Origin of the sequence: Acidaminobacter hydrogenoformans DSM 2784 (assembly GCF_900103005.1) — a bacterium.
GTDB lineage: Bacteria > Bacillota > Clostridia > Peptostreptococcales > Acidaminobacteraceae > Acidaminobacter > Acidaminobacter hydrogenoformans.
In genome coordinates this window covers 161,586-175,567 of the sequence record NZ_FMWL01000004.1, presented here as the reverse complement: position 1 = coordinate 175,567, position 13,982 = coordinate 161,586, and the positions used below count along the sequence as shown (strand labels likewise).

At 46.4% G+C, this 13,982-nt stretch carries 13 protein-coding genes; 2 read left to right on the top strand and 11 right to left on the bottom strand.

Annotation, left to right across the window (positions count from 1 at the left end; translation table 11 throughout):
• Positions 1-21: 21 nt before the first annotated feature.
• The 9 genes from BLP63_RS05985 to BLP63_RS05945 form a co-directional block, all read right to left on the bottom strand.
• Positions 22-600, bottom strand: a complete 579-nt coding sequence (locus tag BLP63_RS05985) for a xanthine phosphoribosyltransferase (protein WP_092589997.1) — start codon at positions 598-600, stop codon at positions 22-24.
• A 107-nt stretch (positions 601-707) separates the two neighbouring features.
• A complete protein-coding gene (locus BLP63_RS05980; protein WP_092589996.1) occupies positions 708-2,534 on the bottom strand; it encodes an ABC transporter ATP-binding protein in 1,827 nt (608 codons plus the stop codon).
• 5 nt (positions 2,535-2,539) lie between these two features.
• Positions 2,540-4,354 (bottom strand): ABC transporter ATP-binding protein, encoded by a 1,815-nt coding sequence (locus tag BLP63_RS05975; protein ID WP_092589995.1) that lies wholly within the window; start codon positions 4,352-4,354, stop codon positions 2,540-2,542.
• A 329-nt stretch (positions 4,355-4,683) separates the two neighbouring features.
• Complete coding sequence (locus tag BLP63_RS05970) at positions 4,684-4,926, bottom strand: hypothetical protein (protein ID WP_092589994.1); 243 nt, start codon at positions 4,924-4,926, stop codon at positions 4,684-4,686.
• A 3-nt stretch (positions 4,927-4,929) separates the two neighbouring features.
• The gene (locus tag BLP63_RS05965; protein ID WP_092589993.1) at positions 4,930-7,167 is read right to left on the bottom strand and encodes a hypothetical protein; all 2,238 of its coding nucleotides are present in this window, start codon (positions 7,165-7,167) and stop codon (positions 4,930-4,932) included.
• 69 nt (positions 7,168-7,236) lie between these two features.
• Positions 7,237-7,791 (bottom strand): cob(I)yrinic acid a,c-diamide adenosyltransferase, encoded by a 555-nt coding sequence (locus BLP63_RS05960; RefSeq protein ID WP_242870815.1) that lies wholly within the window; start codon positions 7,789-7,791, stop codon positions 7,237-7,239.
• A 24-nt stretch (positions 7,792-7,815) separates the two neighbouring features.
• Positions 7,816-8,742, bottom strand: coding sequence for a CobW family GTP-binding protein (locus BLP63_RS05955; RefSeq protein ID WP_092589992.1), 927 nt, complete (start codon positions 8,740-8,742; stop codon positions 7,816-7,818).
• A gap of 95 nt (positions 8,743-8,837) precedes the next feature.
• Positions 8,838-9,386 carry a BMC domain-containing protein gene (locus BLP63_RS05950; RefSeq protein WP_092589991.1) on the bottom strand — a complete coding sequence of 183 codons (549 nt, stop codon included), beginning with the start codon at positions 9,384-9,386 and terminating at the stop codon, positions 8,838-8,840.
• Positions 9,371-11,257 carry a diguanylate cyclase gene (locus BLP63_RS05945; RefSeq protein ID WP_170829324.1) on the bottom strand — a complete coding sequence of 629 codons (1,887 nt, stop codon included), beginning with the start codon at positions 11,255-11,257 and terminating at the stop codon, positions 9,371-9,373. The genes BLP63_RS05950 and BLP63_RS05945 overlap by 16 nt, the downstream gene beginning before the upstream one ends.
• 250 nt (positions 11,258-11,507) lie before the next feature.
• On the opposite strand from BLP63_RS05945, the gene BLP63_RS05940 reads away from it, so the two are divergent.
• On the top strand, positions 11,508-11,918 hold the full coding sequence (locus BLP63_RS05940; protein ID WP_242870814.1) for a Fur family transcriptional regulator: 411 nt from the start codon (positions 11,508-11,510) through the stop codon (positions 11,916-11,918).
• 84 nt (positions 11,919-12,002) lie between these two features.
• On the opposite strand, the gene BLP63_RS05935 is transcribed toward BLP63_RS05940, so the two are convergent.
• Together BLP63_RS05935 and BLP63_RS05930 are read right to left on the bottom strand one after the other, a co-directional pair.
• Positions 12,003-12,620 carry a cyclase family protein gene (locus tag BLP63_RS05935; protein WP_092589988.1) on the bottom strand — a complete coding sequence of 206 codons (618 nt, stop codon included), beginning with the start codon at positions 12,618-12,620 and terminating at the stop codon, positions 12,003-12,005.
• 12 nt (positions 12,621-12,632) lie between these two features.
• Positions 12,633-13,217, bottom strand: coding sequence for an ArsR/SmtB family transcription factor (locus BLP63_RS05930; protein WP_092589987.1), 585 nt, complete (start codon positions 13,215-13,217; stop codon positions 12,633-12,635).
• Positions 13,218-13,462: 245 nt separating this feature from the next.
• On the opposite strand from BLP63_RS05930, the gene BLP63_RS05925 reads away from it, so the two are divergent.
• The gene (locus BLP63_RS05925; protein ID WP_092589986.1) at positions 13,463-13,966 is read left to right on the top strand and encodes a helix-turn-helix domain-containing protein; all 504 of its coding nucleotides are present in this window, start codon (positions 13,463-13,465) and stop codon (positions 13,964-13,966) included.
• Positions 13,967-13,982: the final 16 nt, after the last annotated feature.

Genomic DNA, 13,982 nt, shown 5'->3' with positions numbered 1-13,982 from the left:
CTCAGCACAACTATTCCTGATCTATACCTCTTCAAAAATTGGTGTTCCATCAATAAAAGCTCTGATCCGCGCCAGGGAATGGACATCGACACCCAAGCTGCTGACATAGGTCTTACCATCCTGAAAGGACTTCTCAATGACAATGCCTACACCGTGAACCTCACCGCCACCCTGTCGTACCAAATCTATCAATCCAGCTGCCGCACGGCCTTGAGCAAGAAAATCATCCAGGATCAGGACGCGGTCACCTTGGTGTATAAATTTCTTGGAAACCCTCACGCTATAATCCCTGTTCTTCGTAAAGCTGTAAACGTTGGTCTCGTAACTATCCGGGTCCGCGTTGACAGAGTCAAACTTCTTAGCAAACACCACCGGCACATTATCGAAATACTGGGCGGTGATGGCGGCAATAGCAATGCCGGATGCCTCAATAGTCAGGATCTTGTTGATGCCATGGTCTTTAAAATAAGCATAAAACGCTTTGCCAATTTCATTCAACAACGCTACATCTACCTGGTGATTCAAAAATCGGTCTACCTTAAGTATATCCTTACCCAGGACATAGCCATCCTTCAATATTCGTTCTTCCAATATCTTCAAAAATCGCACCTCTTTCTTTGCTTGACAGAGTTTTATCCATCTTAAAGCAAACTGTGGAAAAAGGCAAGACCAGCGACACATTTTTCACCGTAAATTCACAAAACCGCTCAAGCCAGCAAAGCCTGTTCCTTTTCCTCAATAAATTGATTTGTATAAAGCTTCCAGTAATGACCCTTCAGCTTCATCAGTGAATGATGGGTACCATCTTCTATGATATGGCCATCCTCTATGACTAAAATTCGGTCACAAGCCCGAATGGTGGAGAGACGGTGTGCTATGATCAAACTGGTCCTGTTTTCGAGAACCTTGATCAAGGCGTTCTGAATGAGTTGTTCCGCTTCGGTATCTATGGCACTGGTCGCTTCGTCGAGAATAAAGATTGAAGGCTCAGCAATAACCGCTCGGGCAAAAGAAATCAGCTGCTTCTGGCCTGTCGAGAGCATAGCTCCACCCTCACCAACCTGAGTGTCATACCCATCTGAAAGCTGTGAGATAAAAGTATCCGCACCTACCAATACCGCGGCTTTTTGAATTTCCTCCTGGGTCGCGTCCAGTCTTCCATAGCGTATATTGTCGCTGATCGTTCCGCTGAACAGGTGCGGTGTCTGGAGAACGTAGCCAATCCCGTTATGCAGCCAGGATTGGGAGCGCGCTTTCAGCGGCGTGCCATCCAGCAAGATCTCCCCTGCGGTTGGCTCGTAGAATCTGCAAATCAGGTTAACTAATGAACTTTTACCGGAGCCCGTAGGACCAACAAGGGCCACCGACGTCCCCGCTTCAATCTCGAGGGTCAGACCTTCAAAAATAGGCTCTTCAGGTTTGTAACTGAAGTAAACTGACCGGAATTCTATGTCGCCCTTCATAGCTTCATAAGCTTCTCTTTTCGGTGATAAAATTGTGCCATAACGGGCTTTGACCGCTTCAGAGTCTTCAATTTCCGTCTTTTGATCGAGGAGCATAAAGATTCGCTCCGCAGAGACCTGTGCCGACTGCATTTCAGAAAGGATGCGGGCCATTTCCCGGACAGGCTCAAAGAACTGGATTGAATAATTGATGAATAGCACCAGTGTCCCATAGGTAATGGCACCAGACATGACTTCCCGTCCCCCGAACTGAATCGCGAGTACGGTGCCGACAGCGGCAATGTTAATGACCATAGGCTGATAAAGGGCACTGTAGAAAGCGGACTTGATGCTCTGATCCCGCATATTTCCGCTCAGCACCCTGAAATCGTTCATGACCTTCTCCTCAACCACCAGGGTTTTGGTGGTGCGGGCGCCAGTGATGCCTTCATTGATGGCACCGGTGATCCGGGAATTCAGCTTACGGACAACCCGCTGCAGCGCCACAATTCTGCTCTGGAAATACCAGCTGACCAGAACCAGCGCGGGCATGACGGACAGAGTGATCAAGGCCAGTTTGAAATTAACGGCCAGCATAACCGCCATAATGCCAAGCATCATGGTCATGCCCCAGACCATGTCTACGAGACCCCAGGAAATAAATTCCCCCAGCTTGGTCACGTCTGAAGTCAGCCTGGCGAGGATCCACCCCGCGGCATTCTTATCGAAATAGCTCATGGACAGCTGCTGTAGCTTTTCAAAGCCCGCTTTTCGAATATCGTGTGACAATCCGGCCTCAATGACACCTGCAGTCTGAATAAACTTATAGACGACCAGAGCAATGACAAGTACAATGCCTGCATAAGCCGCTATAAAACGACTAAGGCCTTCCAGCTCCTTTGGCGTGATATAGGCGTCAATCAGATGCTTCGTTAAATATGTCATCAAAACATCCATGGCCCCAAGTATGGCCAGACAGATCACAACGACCGTCAATTCTTTTTTAAAGTTTTTCATATAGGGCAGCAGCCGCAGCCAAAGGCCCCGGTCAATTTTCTTGCGCTTTGTTTCTTCTGAAATAATAGTTTCCATAATCCTTACACCTCATCCTCCGCTTCCGAGGCGGCATTCTGAATCTCCCAGACCCGCTTGTAAAGCCCATCCTGCTGGATGAGCGCCTCATGGGTATCAAAGGCAGATACCCTGCCGTTTTCAATGATTAAAATACGGTCAGCCTCCATAAGTGTTGTAATCCGGTGGGAAATCAGCAGCACTGTGGCACCTGCGCTATTCGCCATAAGCCCCTGGCGGATCTGTCTGTCCGTTTCTGTATCCACTGCGCTGAGAGAATCGTCAAAGACCATGACGGGCATGGGCTTCAGCAGTGTCCTGGCAATAGCCACCCGCTGTCTCTGTCCGCCGGATAAGGAAACGCCTTTCTCTCCTACCACCGTTTCATACCGGTGATCGAACTGCTCGATACTGTGGTGAATCGCAGAAATTTCAGCTGCCCTGATAATTTCAGCCTCACTGGCTTCTGCCCGGATCGCAATATTTTGACCAATGGTTCTGGCATAGAGAAAAGCTTCCTGGAGCACGAGTCCAATATTGCGGCGCAGGTGCTGTTTGGCAATGTGCCGGATTGGAATCCCATCCAGAAGAATTTCCCCTGCTGTCGGTTCGTAGAGCCGGGTCAGCAGATATGCCAGAGTCGACTTTCCCGAGCCCGTAGGGCCCAGTATGCCGATAGTCTCCCCCGCGCCAACCTCAAAATCAATCCCCTTCAGGATATCTTCTCCCTTGGGGTAAGCAAAATGTACCTTTCGAAATTCAATGCGCCCCTGGATCTCAGGCGTCAATAACTTGGTCTCTGACCCATCCATCTGAAATTCTGATGCTTCATCCCGTTCCGCAGTCAGAATCTCATCAATTCTCTTCACAGCGACCATAGTCTTCCCAAATTCGCTGAGTACTCTACCCAGCTGACGGATTGGAAAAATGAGCATATTTTCATAAGTAATAAAGGCGACAACTGTGCCCAGGCTGACCGCCCCTTCAATGGCCCATTTGGCGCCAAAGTACATGACCAGCGCGATCTGCAGCAGGCACACGAAGTCAGACAAGGACCAAAAGTAAGCGAAATTGAGGATTAACTTATACACCTTTTCTTTCAGGTCCAGATTAAGGCCGGAAAATTTTTCGTATTCGAAGGGCTCTCTCCCAAGGGCTTTGACGACCTTGATCCCACTGAGATTTTCCTGAAGCATAGAAGTGACCTTTGCTTCAGCTTCATCCGCAATTTTGAACCTTTCCTTGACCCTGAAAAAAAACCAGATTGAAAAGGCAATGACCAGTGGGATTAAACTCAGGGCAATAACGGTGAGCCTTGGATCCAGTGTCCACATCAGTCCGGATACAATGCCCACCATGAGAACAATGGAAACAATCTCCACGACTTGTACAGAAAGAAATCTGCGAATGGTCTCTACATCAGAGGTCGCCCTTTGAATCAAGTCACCCGTATCATGCGTTGAGAAAAATTCGAATTTTACTTCATGCAGATGCTGCATGACCTTGTCTTTTAAATTTTTAGCTATGGCTTCTGACGCCGCAGCGCTTGCAACCCCTTTTATAAAAAGGAATAAGGCTCGCAGCAGAGATGCCGCCAGGATCAAAATGGCCACGCCAAAAAGAGTGCTGACGCTTATGCGCTGCATCCACCCAGCGAAGGCGGTGTCCGCTTCTATACCACCAATGACTTGGTCTATCGCAAAACGAATCATAAGTGGAATAGTTAGCGCGAATAAAGTCGTCAATAAAACCGCTGCCATAGCGATCATATAGAGTAACACGTTCCCCTTCATATGCTGAAGCAGCTTTCTTAAATTGCTTGAATGTAACTGGCGCGACATGCAGACTTTATCTCCTTTCGCAAAACAAAAATAGTGCAGATTCCTCTGCACTATTTTACATTTTTTACCTTTTATAGGCGTAAAAATAGCCGCAGAAGAATTTCCTGCGGCTCTATAGACGGAAAAATTAAAAGTCTACAAAATAGAAACCACAGGCTGCAAGTATGAAACTGTAGAAATAACTGAAACGTTAAATGCAATCTTTGTCATCATCATGACCGCAACCTCCTTTGTGAATTTTTGCAGCGCCAATGTGAGGCGGACGTGTCCGCCACTCAAGGACTACATTTTCATTATAGTGTGATTTGTCTCTTTGTTCAATCTTTATTTTATACTTCTTTAGCTTTTAAATAACTGGCAACCTGATCCGCGCCAACCTCTTCGACCATTTCATTGATCAGGCCCTCAGTGAGGTTCGAAAGGCTCAGCAGCGTTGTGACCAACGCCTCCATGTCACCTTCGTTCTGATACTTTTCAATCATATCTTTCAAATAAGTTTTTTGTTCGGTAAAGATTTGCTCCGTTCTCTCATTCTGAAATTCAAAAAATCTGTCGTCAATAATTACTCGCATGATTTACCTCTTCCTGAAACGGCTAAAAAAGCCTTTTTTTGTGGCACGTTCCTCAACCTGAAGGACAACATCCTCCATCTTATTCTCCAGCTTAAGGAATTTGTCCTGCTCGTTCTTTAATAAAATTTGAAAATTTCTGATCAGCTCATCTTTATTTTGAAGCTGATGGTCTTTGATTTCAAGCTGCTGTTTCAGATAATCGATCTGTTCTTTTAACGTATCAAAGACAAAAGACCATTCCTCCATGGACATACCGCGGTCGCTGTTTTGAACGGCAGCACTCACTGTTTCTGAACGAGAGGGCCTGACAGGTTCAGCGTTTCCGGCAGCCGTCCTGACATGGTTGCCTGCATAACGCTCTTCCTGTGAAAGAGGGACTTTATTTTGCCCGTGGTCTTCTTTCCCACCCATCTCTTCATGCTCAGCTTTCTTGGTCCAGCGGTGCTCCACGCTTTCTCTCTTAAGTTCTTTCAACCATGGATGCTCATGCTTATGGGACTCTGCCTTCTGAAATGGTTCGACCTCAGGTCTCAACAATTCAGCTTCATCCCTCAAGTCCGTCTCATCTTTTGACTTATCCGGGCCTTCACTCAAGGTTTCTTCCATTACTTTGTCAGCTGATTTTACCACGATTTCATCTATAACTTTGTCTTCATCCTCATCTCGGACTGCGATTGAAACTTCATCTTCAATTACATCTGAAACTTGATCCTCAATTTCTTCCGATACTTCATCCTCTATTTCGTCTGTGACATCATCTACAACTTCATCTGAGATTTCATCTTTGACGTCATCCGCTGTTTCATCCGTTATTTCATGAAAAATGGCTTCAAAAGGCTCTGCCTCATCTTCTTCCTCAATTGGCACTTCGTGGAACGAAGTCACATACTGGTACTCGCGAAAATCAATTTTTGGTTTCGAGGCTTTTGGTGGTTCAGGTAACGGCGCTTCAGCGAAATCAGCGGATTCCTCAGTCAGCTCAGCTTTATAGGGATCATAATCCTGAGACAAAAAGCCAGCTTCATCTTTCAGGATATCGACACTTTCCTCTGGTGCTTTAACATCATCAACCTCTGGCAGTTCCATTTGTGTTGGATGTGCCTCTGTGATAGATTCCGCTTCAGGTTTTTCGACATCTCCCGTCTCAGGAACTTCTACGTGATCAGGCTCTGAAACTTCGACCAATTCCTGATCAGACGTTTTGCCGGAGCCCGCCTCGATACCTTCGTCGTATTCCTCCTCGAGGCTCTCGTCGTATTCCTCCTCGAGATTCTCGTCGTATTCCCCCTCAGGAGTTTCGTCGTATCCCCCCTCAGGATCTTCGTCGTATCCCTCAGCATATTCTTCATTCAAAATCTCAATTAATCTCGACTTCAAATTCTGAGGCTTGACTTCCCCCATATCTCCATAATTTTCATTTAAAATTCGGATTAAACGTTCCTGAAAATCCTCCTGGTCAACGTTCAGCTTGATGGGATCATCAGCAGAAGCCTGCTCATTCTCGTCGCGGGCCTTAGCCTGTGCGCCATATTCCTTTAGTTTCGCTTCAGACTCAGACCGCATGGTCGTTCCCTCCTCAGGGACTTCGTCGTATTCCGCCTCATGGACTTCGTCGTATCCCTCCTCAGGGACTTCGTCGTATCCCTCCTCAGGGACTTCGTCGTATCCCTCCTCAGGGACTTCGTCGTATCCCTCCTCAGGGACTTCGTCGTATTCCCCCTCAGGGGCTTCGTCGTATCCCACCTCAGAAAAATGCGTCATGTCTAACTTTGAAAGTGCCGAAGCTGCGGACTCTGAATTTTGTGCCAACCTATTAACCGTATCCCTGTTATTCGCTTCTTCAAGGTTTGGAATCGCGGAATCCTGCTTTGATTCAACGGTCCTTGGGGTCAAGGCTTCTACTTTGGCCAGAAGCTCCAGCATCTTTTGATGCCGCTGACTCTTGTAAAAAACATGCTCTTCTATTGACATTTCCTCTACGGGTTCCCCAAACAGAATCGCCTTCAGGGCCTCCTCAGAAGGCAAAGACTCAGGCGCCTCAAAGTCGTTGGTATCCCAGTCAATACTCAGGTTTGATCCAGTTGACTCTTTAGTCTCAAGAGAAGCCATAACAGGTTCAAGGGCTTTTGCCGCCTCCTCAACTTCCTCCGGAGGTGTCGGTTTGGGATCTATTCGAAGCCCATGATTGTGTTTTAATCTGAATCTACCGAGCAACTCATCTTCAGCAAACTTCTTTCTCACGGTGACACCCCCTGTCCGTCGTTTCTGGAGTCAGGTAAAAATAGTTGATTTGCGATAGTATAATTAACGTTAAAAATCTACACGCTCATAAGTCTCCTCAACAAATCTTGAAAGCGCGTAGAAGAGGTCTGACAAGCGGTTGACATATTTTAAAAGCGTATCGCTGATTTCTCCATGTTTATAGAGCGGCACCATCAGTCTCTCCGCGCGTCTGCATACCGTACGGCAGATGTGAAGGTGGGCGCTGGCCAAATTATCTCCTGGGATGATGAAATAAGTCGGTGTCTCAAATGTTTTCAGATAGTCGTCTATTGTATCCTCAAGGAAATCGACATCTTCTTGCTGAATTGTGGTCTTCAAAATACTGAGGTCAACAGTGGCAAGCTCCGCGCCCACGTCAAATAGTTTTCTTTGAAGATCATGCAGCAGACGCGTGGTCTTCTCATCCTCTATATAGTGCTTGGCAAGACCAATAAAGCTGTTGAGCTCATCAATGGTTCCATAAGCCTCCACCCTTGGCTCATCCTTATAAATATTGGTGGTATCATACAGATTGGTTTTGCCGCCATCTCCGGTTCTCGTGTAAACCACCATTTCCTCCGGTGATCTTTTATCTTCTTTCACTTCACATTCACCTCCGCGGTTTTCTCAGTTACTGAGCTTCATTTCTGTCCCGACTTCGGTTTTCCATGCGGTGTCGACCACTCTGATAATCTGTGGGCCTATCTTGGAAAGGAACACCAGGGTCGAGGCCTCAAGCATTTTTTCTGTTTCAGCGTAATCAATTGTCCGGCTGACCACGTCTACCTGAAAACGTCCTTCAAGAGTCTCTACAAACCCTTTGATCCTGTAAGCGGACTGAGAAACAGCTTCCAGAAAACGGGTCAGATTGCCCTGGGGCACTGGACTCTGATAGGACAGCATTATGGTTTTTGGTTTGTTCTCTTCGGTGTTGTAACTGTCTCTCAGCTCTGGTACAAATACCTGCTCTATACCCTTTTCCACAAAGCTGAAATCCACGTCGAAATAACTGCTGCGCATAAGCCGGAGCTTTGGTTGAATGCTGACAATGACGGACTCCACTTCGAGGAGTGCCTCTTCGCTGACCCGGTCAATTTTGTTGACAATAGCAATGTCTGCACACTCAATTTGACGCTTCAGCGTTACCAAGTCACTGATTTGCTCCATAAAATGAAGCGCGTCCACAATACAGATTGTCCCGGCGTAGTCGTAGACCTCTGGATTTTCGACCCCTACGACTTCTAAAATCTCTGCTATATTAGAAGGATCTGCCAGTCCGGAAGATTCTACAAAGACATAGTCCAGGTCATAGCTGGCCATTTCGTTGAGCGCCCGTATGAAGGACAGTTTAAGACAGGAACAAAAGATTGAGCCTCTGTTGAGCTCAATCATGGTAAGGTCGTCTGAGTCGAGAATTGGGCCATCAATGGAAACACGGCCAAATTCATTCATAATAATGCCAATTTTTTTATCTGGAAGGTTTTCCAATAAGGCTTTCAAAAATGTAGTTTTTCCGGCACCAAGAAAACCGGAGAGCAAAAAAAGCTTGATCATAGGCTGACTCCTTTGTACATCAATAGGTGGATTTGAGGTGGCTGCGTCTTTAAACCGCCAGATTTTAAAAAGATATGCAGTACAAGCAGCCGCGATTATTTCAGGCTGTCAATCAGGGCCTGGTCAGGAGACGGTATCGCAATAGCCTCTTTAATTTTATCCTTATTTCCTATTTTTTCAACCCCAACGCTGAGTGCATTTTCGACGGAGGCTATATCTCCTGTAAACAGGACGACAGCTTTGCCGCCGAGGCCTAAGCTGATGTGTAGCTTAAGGAGTCGAACATTAGCTGCTTTTCGAATGGCGTCCGCACCTAAGAATCCCATGGCAAGGGTTTTGGTTTCGAGGATTCCAAGTGCTTTGATATCACTTTTGTCCATGATGCCGTGAATGGATTCAAGGACACCATCAGCAATACTCGCGATGACGTCTGCCTCCAGCACATGTACTCCACCGGCTGCCTTTCCTGTTTCCACCGCGCTTTTTACCGCTGCGACTTCTCCCGTAATAATAGCAATATATTTTCCAATACATGTCATGCGCGCGTCGATCACTTCAACCTGGGCTCTCTTAAGCATTGCGTCCAGGGCTTGAATGCCTGCGGCGATGCTGCTGAGTTCGAGAATTCCTACTGCGTTTGGCATATAATTTCACTCCTGTCATACCATGTCATTTTCAGGACCTCCTCGACGAAGATCCTGCTGAGCTCAGGGTCAAACTGCTTGCCTGAGCTTCTTACAATTTCACTCACCGCAACTTCAGGATTCAGGGCTTTTCTGTAGGGGCGGTCGCAGGTCATGGCGTCGTAAGCGTCCGCCAGTTGGATCATGCGGGATTCAAGGGGGATCTGGTGGCCTTTCAGACCCTTGGGATAGCCTGACCCATCCCAGTTTTCATGGTGTGCCAGGGTCAGGTCAGCAATTTCAGACATGTCATTAACCGCGCTCAGAATCCGGTAGCCAATTTCTGGGTGCCGCTTCATTTCCAGCCATTCGTCCTCGCTTAAGCTGCCGCTTTTGTTAAGTAAATGTTCGTAAATGGCAATTTTTCCTATGTCATGCATTAACCCAAAAGTCTTAAGGGCCTCAACCCGGGTGTTCGAAAAGCCATAAGCCGTGCCTAAAGCACCGCATAACTGACTCACCCGCCTTGAATGGAGTTCCTCCCTCGGATTCTTTTCGTGAAGGGTATTGAGAATTGCCTGGACAATCTGTCCCCGCATACTTGGTCCCTCATAAAGCTTATTGGAATACATCATGTTCTCAGCGTCTTTGAAGACCTCCTGAGTCAGTTCCTCGGGGTCACTCTTGACTGAGAAGCCTATGGAAACAGAAATCAATATAGAATCAATCTTTTCGTCACGGCTGGCTTCCTTGATCCGCTCGACCACCTCAATTGCAGTTTTCTTGTCCGTTTTAGGAAGCAGCACGACAAACTCGTCACCACCCCAACGGGCTATGATATCCTCCGCCCTGCAAATGCTGCGCAGTACATCAGCGGTTTTTACCAGAAGGCGGTCTCCCATTTTATGTCCAAAGGCATCATTGGTAATTTTCAGGCCGTTGACATCGCACATCAAGATAGTCAGCGGCAAATTTCGTTCGGTATCCAGTCGCTCCAGCTCCACTTCGAAAAATCGCCGGTTGTAGAGACCCGTCAGCTGGTCATGATAGCTGAGGAATCTGAGCTCATATTCAGAACGTTTTCTGACGGAGATGTCGTTAAAGATCTGATAAGCACCTACCACCTCATCTCCAATCAGAACCGGGACCCCCTTCATGCTGACTTCGCGAATCTCGCCGGTACTGTTCAGCCGCTCGGTTTCGAGTTCGAAGGCTTCCCCTCTGAACAGCTTTTCCGTCAGCTTTCTGGCTGCCTCCATATGATCGGAGCCTACCAAAATATTATCCGGTTCTTTGAATCTGAGATCCTCATTGTAATAACCAAAGAGCTGAACGAACTTTTCATTGAGGTCGACAACTTGTCTGTGATGATTGAGTATCAAAATAGCGTCTGTAGAATTTTTGAACAGCGCTTCAAACTGATTTTTCTGAAGCATTAAACCATTCTGCGCGGACTGACTCATAAAGAGGGATTCTTCAAGTTTTTGATTAACTTCCCTGAGTTTGCTCTGATCTTTTTTATATTCCCGGCTGTTGTGCCGAATCCTGAAAAGGAGCATATTGATGCCGGCTGTCAGCTCGCTGAACTTCGTCGCCCCTGAAATTTCAAGCATTTCAAGCTCAGGATTATTGAGGTCTACTTTCCTGATATGCTGCTCAGCGGCCTTAAGGGGCTTGATGTAAAAGCGCCTGTGATAGAGAAGAAGCAGGATCGCCATTATGGCCATTAAAGACAACACCACGACGTAAGTCATCATAAGCGGCGGATATTTCAAATCCGCTCCATTCTGGATCAAAGGTTCCAAATAGCGGTAACTGTAGCCCATAGCAGCGACAATGGCAAGCGCCACCACCACAATGAAAAATTTATACAGCGTTGCAGCAAATCTCAAAATAATCACCAGCCTTGAACTTGGTTTGTATCCATAAGTAATCTGCTTTGGCATAATTATTGGGCTAGCGTTTTATAAGATCGGTCGATTCCAAATTTGACACGCTACCTTTAAGAATGTTATAATTCTGACATCATTTCAGTTCTCATTTCTTTTCAAACTATTTAATATAATAAAACCATCTGATAAGAATTTTGGATGTCTGAAAACTCCGCTAAACGTCCTTTAAACTATACGGAGGTGAATCCTATTGAAAAACGCAAGCGCCATTCTATTGGATAATGGTATAAAACCCTCTTATCAAAGAATCCGAATCCTGGAATATCTGATGACCCACCGCACACATCCCACAGTCGCAGAGGTCTATAATGCTTTGATTGATGAGATCCCAACGCTGTCAAAAACCACGGTCTATAATACTTTAAAGCTGCTGATTGACCATGAGATCGTCAGCGAAATCCTAATTGAGGAGAAAGAAGTGCTTTATGATGTCGCAGAGGAGGACCATGGTCATTTTAAGTGTGTCTCCTGCGGCGCCCTCGTGGATTTTGATCTTATAGATGCGCCGCCGTCCGTTCCGGAAGGCTTTGTCGTACAGTCCGTTCACATCTATTATAAAGGACTTTGTGACAAATGTAGAGAGAAACAAAATAACGCTTAAGGCGTTTGACATTGTCTTCATAGCTGGGATCTTTGGCCGTCGGCCAGAGATCACCAGTTTTTTTTTGCAATCAATCCCTGAAGTTTATACCCCTTCCAGCAGAAGCGCCCGTACTGGAGATGCTTCGGCACCCTCAATTCTCAGCGGCAGCGCGACTAACCTGTAGCTTCCATAGGATACCGCCTTCAGCCGAAGGCCAATCAAAAGGGCACAGCCACGCTCAAACAGCAGCTCAATGATTTCCCGTTCACTTTCTTTTTCAAGTGCTATGGCATCAATACCTACACCCTTGACGCCAATCCGCGCGAGATATTTGGCGGCGTCTCTCGTTAGCTGCACATCTTTTGAGTGATTTTCTTCCAGACTGTTGCGAGTCTTGATTAAAATAAATTCACCGGTTTGAATGCCAAAGAGCGCGAGATCCGTCTCCGTGATTTCCTCCCCCGCTGTCGATAAATCGACGAGTCTGCAGGTCGTAAGGACACAGGTTGGGCTCATGAGATCTACACTGTCCCCATCCGGCCTTGCAAGAATTGGCGCGATCAGGTGGGTACCCGTTCGCAGATCTATATCCAGTCGGCTTCTTGGCAGCGCATGATCATCAGGCGCTGTCTGATGACTCAGTTTTGGGCATAGTTGCAGATCTTCCTCTGGCACAGCCATGTGCGCATGAATTCGCATGGAAATATCATAATATTTCACCTCTATGCCCCCCTAACGTTCCTCTTTGATGGCACTGCATAAAAATTGATACGTGCCACACGCCTCCTCTGGACAAGAGTGCTCCATATACTTCTCTACGAGGGTTGTCATTTCACCGTAAAAGCTTTCATAATCTTTCTGCTGAAGCTTTAAAGTGTTGTGGATCAAGAAACCCGAGCGGTTTTCAGCCGTTGGTGGAAGCTGCTTCTCAACTTTCTTGCGAATATTGTCAATAAACGTGTCTCTGAAAGCATTAAAAGTTGATATGTACAGATTTTCTGACTTTGAGTACACTGAGCTGCGGACTTTGTCAGAGATATTGGTGTAATCGATCACAAAAGAGTCCACTGAAGTCTTGTAGAACTTCGCAATAATGCCATTGATCTCTTCTGTATGATCCAATTCTATAATGCCAATACCCAATAACTTCTGAACATGATAATGCACTTTTGCAGGCGCGAGGGTCAGCGCATCAGCGACTTGTTTCGCTGTCGCAGGCTTATTGAGGTGGTGAAAAGCTTTGAAGATGGTCATTCTAAGCGGGTCTGACATGATCTTGATCTCTTCTGGGGATTTTAAAATGCGTTCAGTGCCCAACTTGAGTTCACCCTTTCTATAAGTAAGTGCGGCATGTTTTATTTTTTTGATCGTTTAAGACAATTTTAAACATTTTTCGTGTTATTTACAAGGTATCGTTTGAGGATTGTAAAATTATTTTATATGTCTCGAATTGTACACCTTTGATCTTTTCTGTACTATAATGTCCACCTTTGTCTTGACAAGTTAATTGATAGGGATTATCATTAAACTATAAGAAAGCAAAAACATTTGGAGGGACGCACATGGAAGATAAATTATTTACCATAGAAGAAGTCGCAGAGCGCCTTGGTGTTCATTCAAAGACCATACGGCGCTACCTTTACAGCGGCAAGCTTGGCGGGCAAAAGGTAGGGAGCCAGTGGCGCATCAGCCAGTCCGCCCTGGACGCGTTCCTGAAGTCCGGAGAATCCAGCTGCCACCATAGTCCGGCAGCGCCTTCCTCAGACGACTTTTGCGTGTACATGGACACGGACCTTGAGACCTTTTCCACTGAAAGAAAGCTGAGAATCTGTTCAATCATAGACTATGATGTGGACTCTGCGAAAGAAATCGCGCCGCTGTCCATTGCCCTGATGCAGGCCATCGAAACTGTGGAGAACTGTGAAGACTGCCGCTTCAATCACGTCTATGAGCCGAGTGAAAAAAGGGTCAGATTTGTACTGTGGGCCTCTCCCCTTGTCATGATTCATGCCATGGAGGCTATCCAAAAGTTTGACCAAAAGAAAACCAATTTTAAAGAAGATTAAATTAAGGAGGTGAGCC